This window comes from Acidovorax sp. NO-1, assembly GCF_000238595.1.
Classification (GTDB): Bacteria; Pseudomonadota; Gammaproteobacteria; order Burkholderiales; family Burkholderiaceae_C; genus Acidovorax.
Genome location: NZ_AGTS01000076.1, coordinates 15,772 through 34,686, shown reverse-complemented (window position 1 = coordinate 34,686; position 18,915 = coordinate 15,772). Strand labels below are relative to the sequence as shown.

Sequence of the window (18,915 nt, the reverse complement as noted above, 5' to 3'; positions counted from 1 at the left end):
CGCGCAGCCCCGCCCTGACTGGCGAAGGGCCACACGCCGCCGCCCGGCGCCTCAGGATGCCGTCTGGTCGTCGAGCGTTGCCTGCGGCGCGTGGGCCTGGACCGACTCGATGCCGGCATCGCGCGCCTTGGCGCCGGAGTACATCTGGCTTTGCCCGATGATCTGGCCGTTACCTGCCTTGAGCGTGAAATAGGGCGAACCGTCCTTGGCACTGAGGCGGCCGAAGCGTCCATCGTCCGGGGCGTTCTTGCGCACGGATTCGATGCCATTCAGGGCACTCGCACGAGACTCGTACATCTCGCTGGTCAGAATGACCTGGCCGTTGCTGGCCAGCAGGTTGAATACGAATTTGTCGTTCTTCGTCTTTTTCAGCTCGAACTTCGCCGCCATGAGGTTTCCCTTCACATCGCCAAGGCACAGTTGGCCCCGTGGTTTGTACCCCGTTGGCGCACTGCGTGCAAGGCGGCGCGAAGACCCTACAGCGCAGGGCGCGCGTCCTTGGAGTCGCGCTTGTGCGCGCGCGCCACCGACATCAGAATGCCCAGCGCCAGTCCCAGGGTGACCATGGCCGTGCCGCCATAGCTGATGAAGGGCAGCGGCACCCCCACGACGGGCAGGATGCCGCTGACCATGCCCATGTTCACGAAAGCGTAGGTGAAGAAAATCATCGACACCGCCGCTGCCATGAGACGCCCGAACAGGCTCGTGGCACCTGCGGCAATGGCCAGGCCACGCCATACAAGAAGCAGAAAGCAGACCAGCAAAAACACGTTGCCCGCCAGCCCGAACTCTTCCGAAAACGCCGCAAAAATGAAGTCTGTTGTGCGCTCGGGGATGAACTCAAGATGGGTCTGCGTGCCCGCCATGAACCCCTTGCCCCAGATACCGCCGGAGCCGATGGCGATCATGCCCTGAATGATGTGAAACCCTTTGCCCAGCGGGTCCCGGGTGGGGTCCAGCAGGGTGCAGACACGTTGCTGCTGGTACTCATGCAGCACCACCCAGCGCACGCCTTCGGCGCACAGATGGTCTCCGAGCAGCACCAGCGCCAGGATGCCGCCGCCCCCCAGCAATACCGGCGGCAACACCAGCTTCCAGGACAGGCCCGCAAAAAAGATCACCGACAGGCCGGCCGCCAGCACCAGCAGCGACGTACCCAGGTCGGGCTGTTTCATGATCAGCCCGACCGGAATGGCCAACAGCAGGCCCGCAGCCACAAAATCGAGAGGGCGCAACGCACCCTCGCGCTTCTGGAACCACCAGGCCAGCATCAGCGGCATGGCAATTTTCAGAATTTCGCTCGGCTGGATCACGATGCCGACGTTGACCCAGCGGGTGGCCCCCTTTTTGGTGATGCCAAACAGCGCCACAGCCACCAGCAGCGCCACGCCGGCGAGGTACAGCGGCACGGCAAAGAGCATGATTTTCTGCGGAGGCACCTGGGCCACCATGAAAAGAATCGCCCCCGCAATGAGCATGTTGCGCCCATGGTCGGCAAAGCGCGTCCCATGGTCGTAGCCCGACGAGTACATCGCCACCAGCCCCGCGCACGCCAGCAGCGCCACCAGCAGGACGAGCGGCAGGTCGAACCCGCGAAACAGGGGCAGAAAACGCTGGGCGAACGAGGGCTTTTCGAAAACAACGGCCATCGCAGGATTATCGGGCCGCTTCGGGGCGGCCTGGCGTCATCCCGCCTGGCGGAAAGCCATCACGGCCTGGTTGCGCAGCGTGCGCAGCAGCCCCAGGGCCTTGTCGTCGACCACGATGCCCCCGGGGGTGGCCTGGTCGGCGTAGATCAAGGCAAAGGTCTGGCCCTTGATCTGCAGCGGTAGCAGCAGAAACGAGGGTGCGTTGAGTCCCTGGCGGTACCACTGGGGCAGCCGGGCCTGCATCTTGGGTTCGGTCGCATCGTTGATGAGGGTATCGGCCCCGCGCTGGCAGACGGCGGCAAACAGGTCCCCTTGCGCCGCCAGTGGAATCCGCATCGCACGCACCGCCGCATCGCTGCCCTCGCCCAGGCCGAAGCGCCCGGTCAGCAGATCCGTGCGCGCCTCGCGCAGGCAGAACACCATACGCCGGAAACCCAGCGCGCGGAACATCGTCTCCAGAATCATGCGCAGCACGTCATTGAGCTGGAAATTCTCGACCATGGCATTGGTGATGTCCTGGATGCCCGCCGCCAGCACCTCGTTGACCTGAGCCACCGACACCGCGCCACCGGCCTGCGATTCCAGCACCGCCGGCAGGGGCTGGGTCTCGCTGCCGCGCAATTCATGCGGCTCCAGGGCGTCCTCCTGCGCGCGCGCGGCGCCCGTGGGTGGGGGCAACTGCAGCAGCCGCGCCGCAGGTGTGCCGGGGGCAACCCGCAGGTCCAGCGCCTCGGCAAGTGCCACGAGCTTGTGGCGGGCCCGCAAGGTGGCCTCGGTAATCTTGCTGGCGGGCAGTGCCAGCGTGCGCGCATAGCGGGTGCCGATCTGCTCGAGGCGGGCCTCCAGCGAGGCGGCCTCACCCAGAAGCATGTTGCTGGCCACCTCGTTGGCCGCCATGGCCACCCACCGCAACCGCTCTGCCCCCTGCTCGGGCGGGCGCTGCATCGGCGAGCCCAGCGGTTTGCGCATGCAGCGCTGCAGGCTCTCGGGCAGCCCCCAGACCCGGGCCACGCCCACCCCCAGGTCCTCGAAACCCAGGCCCAGCACCTGGAGCGCGGCAGACTCTTCGCCGCCTTCCACACGGCCGGACTCGACCAGGGAGCGCACCTGATGCGCCTCTTCCGGGAAGTAAAAGGTGCACAGCATGCGGCCCAGGTTCTGGAACATGGCGCCAATGAAGGCCTCCTCGGCCGCCTGGCCGGGCTCGCACAGCTCCGCCGCCACCGATCCGGCCATCATGGCGCGCAGGAACTCCTCGCGCATCTGGCTGGCGTGCTGCTTGTCCTGCATGTGGTCCAGCAGCACCAGGCTGAGCGCCATGTTGCGCACGGCGTTGAACCCCACCAGGCTCACCGCGCGCGAAACAGTGCTGATGGTTCCGCGCCCCGCATGGGCATAGTGCACGCTGTTGACCAGGCGCAGCAGCTTGTTGGTGAGCGCCACGTCCTTCAAGATCTCGTGCGTGAGATCGCTGATGCTGTCGTCCTCCGAATTGGCCACGCGCTGGATGCGGGCCACAGAATCCGACAGCGCGGGGAAGTCGCTCTTGTGGCGCATGCGCCGCAGCAAAAAATCCAGCGTGGCATTGCTGGCCGCCGTGGGGGCGCTGGCGGGTGCCGCCCAGGCACGCAAGGCATCGCGAAACTCCGCAGCCGACGGGTAGCGCTGGCCCGGCTCACGGGCCATGGCACGCTGCAAAATCGCCCGCAACCCGTCGTCCACGCCGGGGCCCAGGTCCTCCGGCAGCGCCAGGGATTCGTTGGCGATGCGGTAGAGCGCCTGCCAGGTGTCCTTCTGGTGGATCAGCGGCCGGCCGGTCAGCAGCTCCACCAGCACCAGCGCGGCCGAATACACATCCATGGACGGCGCGGGGGCTGCCCCGGCAGCCGCCTCGGGGGCCAGATACGCCGGGGTGCCACTGGCCAGCTGCGAATCCGGCGCGGCCTGCACCGGCGCTGCCATGCCAAAGTCCATCACCCGCGCATGGCGCTGGCTGTCCACCATGATGTTGGAAGGCTTCAGGTCGCGGTGCACGATGCCTGCCTGGTGCGCGGCCTGCAGGCCATCCAGCACATCCACCATCAGCGCCACCGCATCGTGCGGCGTGCAGCGCCCCTGCTGCGCTAGGTGCTCGGCGAGTGTCTTGCCCGGCACGTACTCGAACACGATGTACGGCTGGCGGCCCTGCACATCGGCCTCGAACACCGGCACGATGAACGGGTGCGCCAGGCGACCCACATGCCGCGCCTCGCGCAGCCAGTGCTCCAGCACCGACGGGTCTTGGTCCTCCACGGGGCGCAGGAGCTTGATGGCCACCTCGCGCTGCAGGCGCGGGTCCAGCGCCAGCCACACCGTGGCCTGGGCGCCGCGGCCCAGCAGTTTCTTGAGCTCGAACCGCCCGAGCGACGTGGGCGGCTTCTCGGTGGATCCCTGGGCCCAGCGTCTGGCGGTGGAAAGCGGGGCAAAATCAGTCATGGTGGGGATCAGTGCAGCGGGGGCCACCGCTTGGCACCCATGCCACCCATCTTATGCCTGTGTCCGCCAAATTCACAGCGGTGGTTGCCCTGCCCGGCGTCCGCCTGCTGTGGCCCTGTGGCGACCCTGCGAACAACACACCCATGACCACCACCCACCTTCTGTACCTGCACGGTTTTCGCTCCTCCCCGCAGTCGGCCAAGGCCCGGCAGATGGCTGCGCATGTGGCGCAGCACCACCCGGGCGTCACCTTCTGGTGCCCGCAGCTGCCCCCCTCTCCCAGGGAGGCGATGACGCTGGTAGCCCAGGGCGTGGCCACCTGGCCCGGTGCGGCCATGGGCGTGATCGGCTCGTCGCTGGGCGGCTTCTATGCGAGCTGGGTGGCGCAGCACAAGGGCTGCCCCAGCGTCATGCTCAACCCCGCCGTGCACCCGGCCCGGGACCTGGCGCGGTACATCGGCGAGCAGACCGCCTGGCACGACCCGGCGGAACGGTTCTATTTCCGGCCGGAATACATTGACGAACTGCGCGCACTCGACACGGCATGCATGCCCCCCGCAGCCCCGGAACTGGCCATCATTGCCCAAGGTGACGAGGTGCTGGACTGGCGCGAAATGGTGGCCCGCTACCCGAAGGCGCAGCAGATCGTGCAGGAAGGGGGCGAGCATGCGCTTGCCAACTTCAGCGACTACCTTCCCCGGGTGACAGCGTTTCTGCGCCTGGCCTGACGGCGCCGGGTCGTCGGCCCGTCAGCGCGCCCCGGATGCGCGCTGGCCTTGCGGCCCTGTCCAGCGCGCGTAGTCGTTGGGGTAGGCGATGCGGTAGCGCTTCATGTGAAAGGCCGCTTCGTCGTCCTTGCCCAGCATCACGGCGCTCTCGATCAGCACCTCGATTACGCGGGGCTCGGGCGAGTAGTGCAGCAACTCCTGCGCCAGGGCGTTCATGCGCTCGGCGTTGTCCCGGGTCAAACCCGTCGTGGTGAGGCGCGCAAAGTCGAGCGTGCCTGAAAACAGCACCGACCTGGCCACTTTCTCCTGCGTGTTGTCGCGGTAGGCTGGTGAGCGCTGGGCGCCGGGCTTGTACAGCTGGCTCACCCGGTGGTAATCCCAGGCCGCCAGGCCGCAGGCCGCAAAAACCGCCAGGGCGGCCCCCAGCGCAACCAGCCACGCACGCGCCTGCGGCGCGGCAGCGCGCCGTGGCCACAGCAAAATGGCGAGCGCCAGCAGCGCCACCAGCTGAAACGGGCCATACCACAGCGGATACTCCAGCAGGCTGTGCAGCCCGATGAGGGCCAGCACGCCCCAGGCCAGCTGGCGGGCGGGCACGGTTTCGCGCCAGGGCCGGGCATACACGCAGAGCGCCAGCGCACCGGTGCACAGCGCTACCGCAGCAGGCAGGCCCAGCTCCACGGCCAGGTGCAGCGGCAGGTTGTGCGCGTTGTCCAGCAGCACACAAAAGCGCTCGCCGGGGAACAGCGTGATGTAGTGCGCATAGTCCAGCTCGCCCCAGCCCCATCCCAGCCAGGGTTTCTGGGCAATCAGGGTGAGCACGTTGGACCACAGCACGCGCCGGCTCGTGCAGCTGTGGGACGCGTCGGCAAACCGGTGAAACAGCGCATCGGCGCGCACCCCTTGCAGCTTCCACAGCGCTTCCGGCAACACCCAGGCCGCTGCCATGAACACCGCAAAGCCCGCCAGGCCCAGGCCCAGGGCGCTGCGCCGCCCCTCGCCGCGCCAGAGCGCCAGCAATACCAGGATGAGCAGCCACTGCACCACCGCGGTCCGCGAGGCCGTGGCAGCCCCGCCCACGGCCACCCAGGCCACCGCGATGGCGGCCGCCATGCCCCACAGGCCAGACGCGGACGAACTGCCCGCAGCCATCCCCCCAGGCGTGACCCCCGGGCGTGGCTGGCGGTGCAGGGTCCACCACAGCCAGGCCCAGGCGCCCAGGCTGAGCAGGGTGGCCTGCTGGTTGCGCTGGCGCAGGTTGCCCACCGCCTGGCCCGGCAGCGTGGCATGCAGCCAGGGCCCCCAGCCGACATCGCCCGCCACGTATTGCACCAGCCCGATGACGCTGCCCACCAGTGCCGCCAGCCCCAGCCCGCCGGCCAGCAGCAGGCCCCACCCAGCCGGGCCCACGCGCCGCGGTGCACCGGCACGCAACCACGCTGCAGCCACCAGCAACAGCACCGCGATGCACACCCAGGAGGCCACCAGCGGCCAGAAGCTGGTCAGGGGGGAGTCGGTGACGGCGAAAAGAAACGGCAATGCCACTGCGAGCAAGGCCAGCGGGACCGCAATGGCATCAAGAAACATGTCGAAAGAACCGGGCCGTCATGCAAAGCCCTGGATCATAGGGGCCGCCAAAGCCGCGCGGCACCCATGGGAGAATGCCGCCCATGCATGCACTGTTTGAAGAAGCCGGCAAATTCATGGCCGGCCGTATCCTGTCCGAAGCCGACACCTCTGCCCAGGTGGAGCTCGACTCGGGCAAGCGGGTCAAGGTCAAGGCCGCCAACATCCTCCTGAAATTTGACAAACCCGCGCCTTCCGAGCTGATCGCCCAGGCCCAGGCCGTGGCCGAAACCATCGAGCTCGACCTGGCCTGGGAATTCGCGCCCGAAGACGAGTTCGGCTTTGCCGACCTGGCGCGCGACTATTTCTCCGACAACGCCACGCTGGCGCAGCAGGCCGGCGCGCTGTTTCGCCTGTACGACGCGCCGCACTACTTCCGCCGCGCGGGCAAGGGCCGGTTCAAAAAGGCCCCGGCCGAGATCCTGCAGCAGGCGCTGGCCGCCATCGAGAAGAAAAAGGCCATCCTGGCGCAGATCGACGAGTGGGCCGCGCAGCTGGGCCGGGGCGAGTGCCCGCAGCCCATCCGCGACCAGCTCTACAAGATCCTGTTCAAGCCCGACAAGAACGCGCCCGAATACAAGGCCGTGGTCGAGGCCAGCCGTGCCACGCACACCGCGCCGCTCGACCTGCTGCAAAAAGCGGGCGCCATCGACTCGGCCTACCAGTTCCACTGGAAGCGTTTTCTTTTCGACAACTTCCCCAAGGGCACGGGGTTTCCCGCCATCGCGGCGCCCCAGCCGCCCGAGGACCTGCCGCTGGCCCCGGTGCAGGCGTATTCCATCGACGACTCGCAAACCACCGAGATCGACGATGCCCTGTCCGTGCAGGGCCTGGGCACCGGCACCGTGGTGGTGGGTATCCACATCGCGGCGCCGGGCCTGGCCATCGTGCCCGGCTCGCCGCTGGACCAGCTGGGCCGCAACCGCCTGTCCACCGTGTACATGCCCGGCTACAAGATCACCATGCTGCCCGACGAGGTGGTGCAGATCTACACGCTGGACGAAGGCCGCGCCAACCCCGCCGTGTCGCTGTATGTGACGGTGAACGAAGCCACGCTGGAGATCACCGGCACCGAGACACGGCTCGAACGCGTGCCCGTGGAAGTGAACTTCCGCCACGACCAGCTCGACCACATCGTCACCGAAGAATGGCTGGCCGACCCGGCAATTCAGCATGAAAACACGCCCCAGCGCTTGCTGGATAAGCGCGGGCAGCTATCATTTTTATACCGCCTGGCCCAAAACCTCAAGGCGCAGCGCGAAGTGGTTCGCGGCAAGCCCGAGAACTTCAACCGCCCGGACTACAACTTCCGCCTGGTGGGTAATAACCGCGGCGAGCCTGATGGCTCCGAGCAGGTGCAGATCAGCACCCGCCAGCGCGGCGCACCGCTCGACCTGATCGTGGCCGAGGCCGCCATCGTGGCCAACAGCACCTGGGGCCTGATGCTGGCCGAGCATGGCGTGCCCGGCATCTACCGCAGCCAGGCCAGCATGGCGCCGGGCGTGAAGGTGCGCATGGGCACCAAGGCGCTGCCGCATGCAGGCATCGGCGTCAAAGCCTATTCGTGGGCCACGTCGCCCCTGCGCCGCTATACCGATCTGGTCAACCAGTGGCAGATCATCGCCGTGGTGCGCCATGGCAAGACGGCCGCGCTGGCCGCGCCCTTCAAGCCCAAGGACGCCGACCTGTTCTCCATCATCAGCAGCTTTGACGCCGCCTACAGCGCGTACAACGGCTACCAGGCGGGCATGGAGCGCTTCTGGACGCTGAAGTACGTGGAGCAGAACGGCATCACCGAGCTGAACGCCACCGTGTTCAAGGAAGGCCCGGGCGGCAGCTTTCTGGTGCGGGCGGACGACATTCCACTGGTCTTCCCCGTGCTGGGCGCGCAGAACCTGCCGCGCGGCGCGCGCCTCAAGGTCAAGCTGGGTGAGGTGGACGAGATCACGCTGGACCTGCACGGCACCGTGATCGAACGCCTGGACGACCCCGCCGACCCAAGCGACGATGGCCCGGTGCCGGACGAAGACGATGCCGAGGACAACGACAACGTGGCCGGGCCGATCGCCATCGCGGTGGACGTGAACGAGCCCGAGCCCACCCCCACGCCCCCCTGATAATCCGCTGCTGTGAAACTCCCTGCCTTCCTCCGCACCTTCAGCACGCTGCAGCTGGCGCTGGGCATCTCGGTGGCCGTGCATGCCGCACTCATCACCGTGCGTTTTGTTGACCCGGTGAGCTTCAACCGCGTGTTCCAGGACACGCCGCTCGAAGTCATCCTGGTCAACGCCAAGTCCAACGAACGCCCGGACAAGGCCCAGGCGATTGCCCAGGCCAACCTGGCCGGTGGTGGCGATGCAGAAAAAGGCCGCGCGACCAGCCCCCTGCCCTATTCGGCCCTGACAGCCATCGGCGACGACTTTGAAGAAGCGCAGCGCAAGATGGACGCCATGCAGGAGCAGCAGGCCCAGCTGCTGGCCCAGCTGCGCAAACAGCTGGCCACCATGCCCGAGCCCGACCCGCGCCAGGCCGCGCAGAGCGCCGACCAGGCCAGCGAGCAGGAAAAGCGCCGCCAGCTCGTCAAGCTGCTGGCCGAGATCGAAAAGCGCATCAACGAAGAAAACTCGCGCCCCAAGAAGCGCTACATCAGCCCCGCCACGCGCGAAGAGGCCTATGCCGTCTATTACGACGCGCTGCGCCGCAAGGTGGAAGACAAGGGCACGGAGAACTTCCCCGAACAGGGCGGCCGCAAGCTGTATGGCGAGCTGACCATGATCGTCACCGTCAACCACGACGGCCGCGTGCTGGAAACCGAGGTGGTGCAAGGCTCGGGCAACCCCACGCTGGACCGCCGCGCCGAAGCCATCGCCCGCGCGGCAGGCCCGTTTGGCACGTTCAACGCCGACATGCGCCAGAAAGCCGACCAGATTGCCATGGTGGCGCGCTTCAAGTTCACGCGCGACCAGACACTTGAAACAAGTGTGAGGTAACCCCCTGGGTCGCCTGCGGCGCCTTCCCCCAAGGGGAACGCCCCCCAGCGGCCTGGCAAAGCCAGTGCCGCGGGGGCACTGGTCAGCCCCCTTTATGCAGCCCTTGTTGTTCCCATGACCTCTTCGCCTCTTCCCACCGACCTGTACTGCGTGATGGGTAACCCCGTGGCCCACAGCCGCTCGCCCGCCATCCACACCCGCTTTGCCGAGCTGACGGGCGAGCCGGTGCGCTACGAACGCCGCCTGGTGCCGCTGGACGGCTTTGCGCAGGCCGTGCGCGACTTTGCGGCCCAAGGCGGGCGCGGCTGCAACATCACCGTCCCCTTCAAAACCGAGGTGCCCGGCCTGGCCACCGACTGCAGCGAGCGCGTGCAGCTCGCGGGCGCCGCCAACACCCTCACCTTCCGCGCCGACGGCAGCATCCATGCCGACAACACCGACGGCCTGGGCCTGGTGGCCGACATCACGCGCAACGCAGGCGTGTCGCTGGCCGGGCGCGACGTGCTGCTGGTGGGCGCCGGTGGCGCCGCAGCGGGCGTGCTGGGCCCGCTGCTGCTGGCGGGGGCCCGCCACATCACCATCGCCAACCGCACGCTGGCCAAGGCTGAAGCCCTGGTGCAATCGCACAGCGCACTTGCATCGCTACAAAAATCAGAGCTACTCGCGCATACCCCACAATCGCTGGAGGCCAATTTTGATGTAATCATCAACGCCACGGCCAGCAGCCTGGCCGGTGCCTCGGTGCCCGTGCCCGCCAGCGTGCTGCGCCCCGGCTGCCTGGCCTACGACATGATGTACGGCCCCGCCGCCCAGGGTTTTCTGGACTGGGCCCGCCAGCACGGCGCCGTGCCGCGCGACGGCCTGGGCATGCTGGTGGAGCAGGCCGCCGAAGCCTTTTTGCTGTGGCGCGGCGTGCGGCCCCCTTCGGCCCAGGTGCTGGCCGAGATGCAGCGGGCCGCGTGAGCAAGGCACGGGATGCCATGATTGCCCTCGAACCGTTCACGCTGAGCTTGTCGAAGCGCCGCGCAAGGCTTCGACAAGCTCAGCCCGAACGGTTTTGCAACGGCATGCCCATTCATTCACAACACCCCACACAGGGAAAAACGCCGCAATGAAAGCCGTACTGCGCTGGCTGGGCCTGGTCGTGTTCGCCCTGGTGGCGCTGCAGCTGTTCTTTGTCGTCCGCATTGCGGCCATGGTGGCCATCAACCCGGAATCCACCAGCTTTCAGCGCTCCGAAGCCTGGGCGCAGATCGCCAGCACCGGCCAGGTGCGCTGGCGCCAGGAATGGATGCCCTATGCCAGCATCTCCGACCACCTCAAGCGCGCCGTCATTGCGTCGGAAGACGACAGCTTTGTGAACCACGAAGGCGTGGACTGGAACGCGATTGAAAAAGCCTGGGAACGCAACGCCAAGGCCGAAGCCCAGGCCAGCAAGGCCCAGGCCCGTGCCCCCGACCGCCCCGTGCGCGCCCCCAGGATCCGCGGCGGCTCCACCATCACGCAGCAGCTGGCCAAGAACCTGCTGCTCTCGGGCGAACGCACGCTGCTGCGCAAGGGGCAGGAGTTTGTGCTGACGCTGCTGCTGGAGCAGCTGCTCTCCAAGCAGCGCATCCTGGAGATCTATCTGAACAGCGTGGAATGGGGCGAAGGCATCTTCGGCGCCGAGGCCGCTGCGCAGCACTACTTCCGCAAAAGCGCCTCGCGCCTGAATGCCAGCGAGGCCGCGCGGCTCGCCGTGATGCTGCCTGCGCCCAAGCGGTTTGAGAAGACGCCAGGGTCGGCGTATCTGGCGGGGCGAACGCGGACGATTCTGGCGCGGATGGGGAGTGCGGAGTTGCCGTGACAAACGAACACATAAAGAATCGCTCTTTGGAGTGAGCGAGTTATGTCAGCAGCAGGTCACGCAGCACTGTAGGCACTAGCGCGGTCTGCCTCTGAAAGCACCACTACTGCTCCAACAGGCGCCCCTCCTCTTTGATCAAAGAATGGGGTTTGCCGATAAGCCCCGCTGATTGAACTGAGCATGACCCGTGGGATAAAACCAGCGAGCGAAACCACCGTGCTCAGACGCATGGACGGTGGCACTTGTTTGGCACTCCCCGTATTCACGCGCATTTGCACACGGGGGAACGAGCGCTCGAAGGCGACGGAATCCGTCTTCATGCAGGTGCCAATCATTCCCACATAAGGCACTTTCCAGTTTCTCGCGGTATTGCAGATCGGTGTGTTGCAGCATTTGGCGTACCAACGCAGCAACCCCTTTTCGGTCAAAGACAGGCAGGCAAGGTGCTCAAAGCCCGATGTGAATGAGACATGCTGGGCTTGTGCCGCCACAAATTCAGCTCCGCCCAGAGAATCGTGAGTCCAGGACGCTGCGCCGAGATGGTGCGCAAAAGCGCGGCAATCTTTGCAGTAGCACACGCCGCGAAGAGCCCGGTGCGGTTGGCTGAGATGTCCACTCAGGGTGCCGCACCGGCATTGAAAGCGATGGTTAATAGGGGTCATTTAGGCCGTGTGGCATTTCTGCGGTTGAAAGACAGGGGATCAATGGCGCCATGTTGCAGCGCCGCATCCTCACGGTATTGAACGAATGCGACATCGCGTCTGGCCTACACTCGCCGCCCATGGCAACCCTGGCCCCACCCTCCCCAAGGCATCCCCCGGGGCTGATCCCCTCAGGCCAGCTGTGGCTGCCGCGCGCCAGCCTCTCGGCCTGCGTGCGCGGTGCCATGGTGCGCAGCACAGTGGGCTACACGCTCACGGATGCGCAGCGCATCAACCGTTTTCCGGCCACGCCCCTGTGCAGCCTGAGCTGGTGGTTTGAGGGCCGCAGCGAAACCCTGGTGCCCGAGCGCCCCGACACCCTGCCCGACCTGCACAGCCCGCGCGAGGCCTACCCGGGCCGCTGGGTACTGACCGGCCCGCACACCCGGCCCAGCGCCAGCTATTGCGCCGAGCCCACCCACGCCATGATGGTGATGTTCATGCCTGACGCGCTGCACCAGCTCACCGGCCTTGCGCCCGAGGCGCTGACCGACCGTTTGGTGGACGCACAAACCGTACTGCCGGGCGACTGGATCGCGATGTGCGAGGCTGTGCAGCACCAGCCCGACAACGCCGCCCGCATGGAGTGTCTGGAGGCGTTTCTGGAGCCTCGCTGGCAAGCCTGCCGCCCTGCGCAAGCGCTACAGGTGCAGCGCTACGGTGACTGGGCCGTGCACCTGGCGCAGCGCGCCGCCCTGTCGGCCCCGGGCCGCAGCCTGCGCCAGCTGGAGCGACGGATCAAGCGCTGGGCCGGGCTGCCGCTGCGCGAACTGCGCGGCTTTGGCAAGGCAGAGCAGGCGTTCTTCGACACCATCGCGGCCGACGCCGCGCACGGCACGGTGAAGTGGGCGGATGTGGCGGCGGGCGCGGGCTTCTCGGACCAGTCGCACCTGTGCCGCGTCACCCGGCGTATCACCGGCTACGCCCCGCAGGCGTTGTACGAAGGCATCTACGGGGACGAAGCGTTCTGGGCGTATCGGATCTGGGTGTAGCCGCGCCGCCGCAGGGCACACCGCCCCGAATGGTCGCCCCCATGCTTGGCTGGCTGATGAGTTTGCCTCTGCTGGCGATCGTGCGATTGCGCATTGGCTCCCAGGCTCGCTGGTACGGCTGCGCACCCAGGCCGAGCAGCGCAGCTATTTTCAAGACGCGTAGCGCTGCCGAGCCAACGCAGCGCCTTGGGCCAAGGCTTCCAGTTTTGCCATTGCCACCTCGCGGCTCATCGGGGCCAGGCCGCAGTTGGTGCAGGCGATCAGGCGCTTCATGGGGACGTATTTCAGGGCAAGACCAATGGTGTCGGCCACTTGTTCGGGCGTTTCGATCACGTCGCTGGCCACGTCGATCACGCCAACCATCACGTCCTTGCCGTCCAGCAACTGCATCAGCTCGGGCGGCACATGCGATTGAAAACATTCCAGGCTCACCTGCTGGATGCTGCTTTTGGCCAGCGCGGGAAAAACCTGTTCATACTGGCGCCATTGGTCGCCCAGCGTTTGCTTCCAGTCCACATTGGCCTTGATGCCATAGCCGTAGCAAATATGGACCGCGGTGGTGCAGGTCAGGCCCCGTGCGGCGACCTCCAGGGCTGCCACGCCCCAATCGGCAGCGTCTTTCATATAGACGTTGAAAGCGGGCTCATCAAACTGGATGATGTCGACGCCATCCGCCTGCAGCGCCAGCGCTTCTTGGTTGAGCAGCTCGGCAAAGGCCATCGCCATCTTCACCTTGTCGCCGTAAAAGCGGTCGGCCACGGTGTCCACGATGGTCATGGGGCCAGGCAAAGTGAACTTGAGTTTCTTCTTGGTGTGTTTGCGCGCGAGCTGGGCTTCAAACGCGTGCACGCGGCCCTTGAGACGCAGGGGCGCCACCACCTGGGGCACTTGTGCGTCATAGCGGTTGTTGCGGATGCCCATCGTCACCTTGTTGACGAAGTCAATACCTTCCACCTGCTCCACAAAACCGTGCACGAAATGCTGGCGGGCTTGCTCTCCATCACTGATGACATCCAGGCCCGCGTCTTCTTGCGCCTTGATCCACAGTAACGTGGCATCGGCCTTGGCCTGCTGCAGCTCGGGGCCTTGCATCGTCCATTGCGGCCAAAGTTTTTCGGTTTCGGCCAGCCAGGCGGGTTTGGGCAAGCTGCCTGCGATTGCGGTTTCAAACATAAAGTCTCCCATGGTGTGCCGAAATTTTAGACAGGCCCAACGGACTGTGCTGCGCCGGGACATTGAGGAAGCTGGCTTCGCAAGCCGCAGCGCAGGGCATGAGGCTGCGCGGTAGCCAACGCTCTGGCCCGTATCATCGCCGCCATGCTTGCCAAGTTGATGAGTTTCTTTTTGTTGGGGATCGTGCGGTTCCTGACCGGCTCCCAGGCCCGCTGGTACGGCTGCCCGCCCAAGGCCGAGCAGCGCATCTATTTCGCCAACCACCAGAGCCATGCCGACATGGTGCTGATCTGGGCGGCGCTGCCGGAGGAGCTGCGCAGCATCACGCGGCCCATTGCGGCCAAGGACTACTGGACCAAGACGCCGTTTCGCCAGTGGATCACCACGGCCGTGTTCAACGCGGTGTATGTGGACCGCCAGGCCACGCCTGCACGGCCCCCTGCGCCCGTGGCGGCGGAGCCCGTGGGTGTGCTGGCTGACCTGGCCACGGCCTCGGCAGACGCCGATACCGCCATGGCGGGCGGGCCGGACCCTTCGCCCGAAGCACCGCCGCTGGCGCCCACGCCCGAGGCCCTGCCCGCGTCCGACCCGCTGGCCCCGCTGGTGCGGGCGCTGGAGAGCGGCGACTCCATCGTGATCTTTCCGGAAGGCACGCGCGGCCATGGCGATGAGCCGCAGCCGTTCAAATCGGGCCTGTACAAGCTGGCGCAGATGTTTCCGCAGGTGGTGCTGGTGCCGGCATGGATCAACAACGTGCAGCGCGTGATGCCCAAGGGCGAGGTGGTGCCGGTGCCCATCCTGTGCTCGGTGACGTTTGGAGCGCCCATCGCGCTGGAGCCGGGCGAGGAGCGCCGCCCTTTTCTCGACCGCGCGCGCCGGGCAGTGATCGCGCTGCGGGAGGTCTGACCATGACGGCACCCAGCACCTTGCTGCCCACTACTGCCGCCGCCCGGGGGGCGAGACGGACATGAACGACTTCCTTCGCAATCTCAGCGCCACGCAGCAGATCGGCGCCCTGTTCCTGGTGGTGTTTGGCATCCTGTCGGCCGTCACCATTTGGGCCTTTGTGCGCAACCTGCGCGAGCATGCCAGCGACGACCCCGAGTCCGAAGCCCGCGCGCTGGAGGCCCGGCGCTTCTGGGGCTTGCTCAAGACGTCCTGGGCCATGGCCACAGTGTTCTGGGTGGGCTGGGTGCTGGGCGACACGGTGGCCACGGTGCTGTTTGCCATCGTGGGCTTTTTTGCGCTGCGCGAGTTCATCACGCTCTCGCCCACGCGGCGCGGCGATCACCGCAGCCTGGTGCTGGCGTTTTTTGTGGTGCTGCCGCTGCAGTTCTGGATCGTGGGGACCCGGCACTTCGACCTGTTCACGGTGTTCATCCCGGTTTACGTGTTCCTCGCGCTGCCGGTGGTGAGCGCGCTGGCCAACGACCCCCAGCGCTTTCTGGAGCGCAACGCCAAGCTGCAGTGGGGCATCATGGTCTGCGTGTACGGCATGAGCCATGTGCCCGCGCTGCTGCTCCTGGACTTTCCGGGCTACCGCGACAAGGGTGCGTTCCTTGTTTTCTTCCTGGTGTTTGTGGTGCAGACCTGCATGCTGGTGCAGCACTTGCTGGGCCGACGCTTTTCGCACAAGCCGGTGGCGCCGCAGGTGAGCCAGAGCTTTCAGTGGACAAGCTGGCTGGCCGGTGTAGCGGCCGGGGGCCTGGCCGGTGGGCTGCTGTCGTTCATCACCCCGTTCAAGCCCGGCCAGGCGCTGGGCATGGCGCTGCTGGCCTGCGTGGCGGGCAGCCTGGGGCACCTGGTGATGAAGGCCCTCAAGCGCGACCGGGGGATCACCAGCTGGGGCATGCAGGGCATGTCCGTCACCGGCGCGGGGGGCCTGCTCGACCGGGTGGACGCGCTGTGTTTTGCGGCGCCCGTGTTCTTCCATTCGGTGCGCTGGTACTTCGGCCTGTGAGTGATCGGGTGAATATTTTCAAGACAAATTGGCCTCCAGCGCTTTACCATCAAGCGCCAGCAGCTACAAAAACATGAGCAAATGCGTATCTTAGGCATCGACCCCGGCCTGCAGACCACCGGCTTTGGCGTGGTGGACATGGACGGCCACAAGCTCAGCTACGTGGCCAGCGGCACCATCCGCACCACCACGCTGGCACTGGGCGACCTGCCCGGGCGCCTGAAAATTTTGTTCGACGGCATCACCGAGGTGGCGACCCGCTACGAGCCCGACGTGGCCTCGGTGGAAATCGTGTTCGTCAACGTCAACCCCCAGTCCACCCTGCTGCTGGGCCAGGCGCGCGGCGCCTGCATCACGGCCCTGGTGGCCAGCAACCTGCCCGTGGCCGAATACACCGCGCTGCAGATGAAAAAAGCGGTGGTCGGCCACGGCCGCGCCGCCAAGAGCCAGGTGCAGGAGATGGTGCGGCGGCTGTTGCAGCTACCCGGCCTGCCCGGCACCGACGCCGCCGACGGCTTGGGCCTGGCCATCACCCACGCCCACGCCGGTGCGGCCATGGGGCGGCTGGGCGAGGCTGCCACGCTGAACCGGCGGCAGCATGCGATGTACAAGGGGGGCGGAGTTATTGAAAAGTCGGCCTTTTGAGCCGCCACAACACGAGGAGCCCGGGCATGAATTTCGGCATCGTTCTGTTCCCAGACGTCGAGGAACTCGATTTCGTCGACCCCTGGGAAATGCTCACGATGTGGAGCCGCTACGCCGATGGGCCCCAGAACTGCCTGACAGCAGCGCAGACCACAGCGCCCGTCACCTGCGCCAAAGGGCTTTCGGTCAATCCCCACCACTCTTTCGACAACTGCCCACCGCTGGACTACCCGCTCATCCCCGGCGGCCAAGGCACACGCCGCGAGGTGGACAACCCTGCGATGCGCGATTTCGTGGCACGGCAGGCGCAAAACTGCCAGGCCGTGTTGTCCGTCTGCACGGGCGCTTTTGTGCTGCACGCGGCTGGGCTGCTTGGCGGCAAGCGCGCCACCACGCACTGGGGATCACTGGACCGCCTTCGGGCGCTGGGCGATGTGGAGGTCGTGGAGCAACGCTGGGTGCAGGACGGTGCGGTATGGACCTCTGCGGGCGTTTCCGCGGGCATCGACCTCATGCTCACGTTCATCGCCCATGTGGGCGGTGACGAGGCAGCCGGCAAGGTGCAGTTTGGGGCAGAGTACTACCCGGATGGCAAGGTTTACAGCGACTTCCGCGGGCATCCGCAGGCGCCTGGGTACATTCGGTGCGAGCAGCAAAGCCTCTGAAGTACCAGACTAGGCATAGCTGCCAGACGCTTGCTGGCCCACGGCTCAACTTGCTGCAGCAATTCGAAAAAACCACCCTCCTTGATCCCGATCTATCTTGGATGCAAGCAACTCCATGCTCTTCACTACATTGGGAAGTCAGTTGCACTGAGCAAAGCTTCGAGGTGCGCCTTGGGCCATCTCGCGCCCCACTTGCCGCGCCAACACCAACAGCTTTTGATCAGCCGGAAAACTTGCTCCTGTACCAGGCCAGTAAAACCCGCGTGGCCCAGAACACAGCGTCAGTATCTGAGGCTTGGAATCAATAACCGCAGCCTCTCCGCGCTCTCCCACCATCTCGTATCGAATTTGGCGGACCGACTTACCACGAAACGTTTCCAATACCCGCGCGTGATAAATCGTACGTTCCTCAACGTATTCGGCCGACTCCGCTGAGGAACGCCCCCCTGCCTGCAGCGGAACGATGTCTACACGTGTATGAACTACGAGCGCCGAATAGGGAGTCTGCCCGATGGCGTTAACCAAAGCCACTGTGACGTAAGAGTCAGTTTCTTCTTTTGTAGCCGCTGGCCCCTGCGAAGATGCTGCGATGCTCGTGCCAGAAATGCAAACGGACAACCCAAAGAAAATTGCGACACAGGCGTCCAACCTCTTGCTGTGCTTCACGACTCCCTCCCCGCATTTTCCGCTGTCCCTTTGTACACAGGTAGCGAAGTGCCCGCCACTGCACCAGGAGGAAAAACAAAAGCGTCCCAAACGGTTGCCGCGTATTTTTTTATATTGACCTCATCATTCTGGTTGCCGCCAAGAACGAAGTAGTCCTTTCCATCCCGGCTTTGTCCCACCGCAAAAGCGACATGCCCGCCTCCCGAGCGGCTTTTGACGCAAATGGCACCATAAACAGGGGCCTTGAGTTTGCTTCCATACTGCGCCCACTCCAAAGCCCGATAGGACTCTTTGGGCGTCGGCAAACCGTGTTGCAACATAACCCATGCGACAAACGACCCGCACCAAGCGTCCAGTTTTCCAGAGTCATCTTTGGCCCAATGTTTGGATGCCTTGTGGTATTCCATGATGCGCGGGTTGGCTTTCGCGCCCACCACCTCCTTCTGACCAATCTCACGCTCTGCCGTGGCAATCCAAGGCGCACCAAGATCAGCGCTAGTCGGAGCAGGATTTGTCAGCGCCAATTGCGTATGCACGGAGTTCTCCGCATCCGCCCGGCACATCAATTCCGTCATGGTCTTGCTGCGCGGCGCGATGATCCCGTCAGGACGGGCGATCCCGATGCTTCGCTGAAACGCCTGGATTTTGAAGATGGTCCGAACCCCTGGCGAGCCGTCGGCGACCAGCTGCTGGGCTCCCGGAATGTCGATCTGATTGAGAAGCCGCTGAACGATCATGGTGTCGTTCAGGGCGTTTCGGCCCCCTTGGCCAACGGTGTCGGTTATCACTTCCTGCTCCC

Annotated in this window: 18 protein-coding genes; 11 read left to right on the top strand and 7 right to left on the bottom strand. The window is 65.7% G+C overall.

Going from position 1 to position 18,915, the window contains the following annotated elements; genetic code table 11:
• Positions 1–51: 51 nt before the first annotated feature.
• From KYG_RS09890 to KYG_RS09880, 3 genes are all read right to left on the bottom strand, one after another.
• Positions 52–390: a YegP family protein gene (locus tag KYG_RS09890; RefSeq protein WP_008904747.1), complete on the bottom strand. Its 339-nt coding sequence runs from the start codon at positions 388–390 to the stop codon at positions 52–54.
• Between the two features lie 86 nt (positions 391–476).
• Positions 477–1,649: a rod shape-determining protein RodA gene (gene rodA, locus KYG_RS09885; protein ID WP_008904746.1), complete on the bottom strand. Its 1,173-nt coding sequence runs from the start codon at positions 1,647–1,649 to the stop codon at positions 477–479.
• A gap of 36 nt (positions 1,650–1,685) precedes the next feature.
• On the bottom strand, positions 1,686–4,124 hold the full coding sequence (locus tag KYG_RS09880; RefSeq protein WP_034693993.1) for a serine/threonine protein kinase: 2,439 nt from the start codon (positions 4,122–4,124) through the stop codon (positions 1,686–1,688).
• 143 nt (positions 4,125–4,267) lie between these two features.
• Here KYG_RS09880 and KYG_RS09875 point away from each other — a divergent pair, with 143 nt between their 5' ends.
• On the top strand, positions 4,268–4,852 hold the full coding sequence (locus tag KYG_RS09875) for a YqiA/YcfP family alpha/beta fold hydrolase (protein WP_034693991.1): 585 nt from the start codon (positions 4,268–4,270) through the stop codon (positions 4,850–4,852).
• A gap of 21 nt (positions 4,853–4,873) precedes the next feature.
• Here KYG_RS09875 and KYG_RS09870 read toward each other — a convergent pair whose 3' ends face one another.
• On the bottom strand, positions 4,874–6,439 hold the full coding sequence (locus KYG_RS09870) for a Wzy polymerase domain-containing protein (protein WP_008904743.1): 1,566 nt from the start codon (positions 6,437–6,439) through the stop codon (positions 4,874–4,876).
• An 83-nt stretch (positions 6,440–6,522) separates the two neighbouring features.
• Here KYG_RS09870 and KYG_RS09865 point away from each other — a divergent pair, with 83 nt between their 5' ends.
• The 5 genes from KYG_RS09865 (at position 6,523) to mtgA (ending at position 11,314) form a co-directional block, all read left to right on the top strand.
• On the top strand, positions 6,523–8,595 hold the full coding sequence (locus KYG_RS09865; protein WP_008904742.1) for a ribonuclease catalytic domain-containing protein: 2,073 nt from the start codon (positions 6,523–6,525) through the stop codon (positions 8,593–8,595).
• A 12-nt stretch (positions 8,596–8,607) separates the two neighbouring features.
• Entirely contained in the window at positions 8,608–9,468 is an 861-nt protein-coding gene (locus KYG_RS09860; protein ID WP_008904741.1) for an energy transducer TonB, read from the top strand.
• 114 nt (positions 9,469–9,582) lie between these two features.
• Positions 9,583–10,431, top strand: a complete 849-nt coding sequence (gene aroE / locus KYG_RS09855) for a shikimate dehydrogenase (protein WP_008904740.1) — start codon at positions 9,583–9,585, stop codon at positions 10,429–10,431.
• A gap of 17 nt (positions 10,432–10,448) precedes the next feature.
• Positions 10,449–10,583, top strand: coding sequence for a hypothetical protein (locus tag KYG_RS25355; protein WP_255344420.1), 135 nt, complete (start codon positions 10,449–10,451; stop codon positions 10,581–10,583).
• A complete protein-coding gene (gene mtgA, locus KYG_RS09850) occupies positions 10,580–11,314 on the top strand; it encodes a monofunctional biosynthetic peptidoglycan transglycosylase (protein ID WP_008904739.1) in 735 nt (244 codons plus the stop codon). The genes KYG_RS25355 and mtgA overlap by 4 nt, the downstream gene beginning before the upstream one ends.
• Before the next feature lie 56 nt (positions 11,315–11,370).
• Here mtgA and KYG_RS23750 read toward each other — a convergent pair whose 3' ends face one another.
• The gene (locus KYG_RS23750; RefSeq protein WP_085942545.1) at positions 11,371–11,976 is read right to left on the bottom strand and encodes a DUF6151 family protein; all 606 of its coding nucleotides are present in this window, start codon (positions 11,974–11,976) and stop codon (positions 11,371–11,373) included.
• Between the two features lie 119 nt (positions 11,977–12,095).
• Here KYG_RS23750 and KYG_RS09845 point away from each other — a divergent pair, with 119 nt between their 5' ends.
• Positions 12,096–13,007, top strand: a complete 912-nt coding sequence (locus KYG_RS09845) for an AraC family transcriptional regulator (RefSeq protein ID WP_237707241.1) — start codon at positions 12,096–12,098, stop codon at positions 13,005–13,007.
• A gap of 150 nt (positions 13,008–13,157) precedes the next feature.
• Here the strand turns inward: KYG_RS09845 and KYG_RS09840 are convergent, their stop codons facing one another.
• Positions 13,158–14,180: a methionine synthase gene (locus KYG_RS09840; protein ID WP_008904737.1), complete on the bottom strand. Its 1,023-nt coding sequence runs from the start codon at positions 14,178–14,180 to the stop codon at positions 13,158–13,160.
• Between the two features lie 144 nt (positions 14,181–14,324).
• On the opposite strand from KYG_RS09840, the gene KYG_RS09835 reads away from it, so the two are divergent.
• The 4 genes from KYG_RS09835 (at position 14,325) to KYG_RS09820 (ending at position 17,450) form a co-directional block, all read left to right on the top strand.
• A complete protein-coding gene (locus KYG_RS09835; protein WP_008904736.1) occupies positions 14,325–15,086 on the top strand; it encodes a 1-acyl-sn-glycerol-3-phosphate acyltransferase in 762 nt (253 codons plus the stop codon).
• A gap of 61 nt (positions 15,087–15,147) precedes the next feature.
• Positions 15,148–16,140 carry a phosphatidate cytidylyltransferase gene (locus KYG_RS09830; protein ID WP_008904735.1) on the top strand — a complete coding sequence of 331 codons (993 nt, stop codon included), beginning with the start codon at positions 15,148–15,150 and terminating at the stop codon, positions 16,138–16,140.
• Between the two features lie 81 nt (positions 16,141–16,221).
• Positions 16,222–16,785 (top strand): crossover junction endodeoxyribonuclease RuvC, encoded by a 564-nt coding sequence (ruvC, locus tag KYG_RS09825; protein ID WP_008904734.1) that lies wholly within the window; start codon positions 16,222–16,224, stop codon positions 16,783–16,785.
• Between the two features lie 26 nt (positions 16,786–16,811).
• Complete coding sequence (locus KYG_RS09820; RefSeq protein WP_008904733.1) at positions 16,812–17,450, top strand: DJ-1/PfpI family protein; 639 nt, start codon at positions 16,812–16,814, stop codon at positions 17,448–17,450.
• 662 nt (positions 17,451–18,112) lie between these two features.
• Here KYG_RS09820 and KYG_RS09815 read toward each other — a convergent pair.
• The gene (locus KYG_RS09815) at positions 18,113–18,904 is read right to left on the bottom strand and encodes a TIGR02594 family protein (protein ID WP_008904732.1); all 792 of its coding nucleotides are present in this window, start codon (positions 18,902–18,904) and stop codon (positions 18,113–18,115) included.
• Between the last annotated feature and the right edge of the window lie 11 nt (positions 18,905–18,915).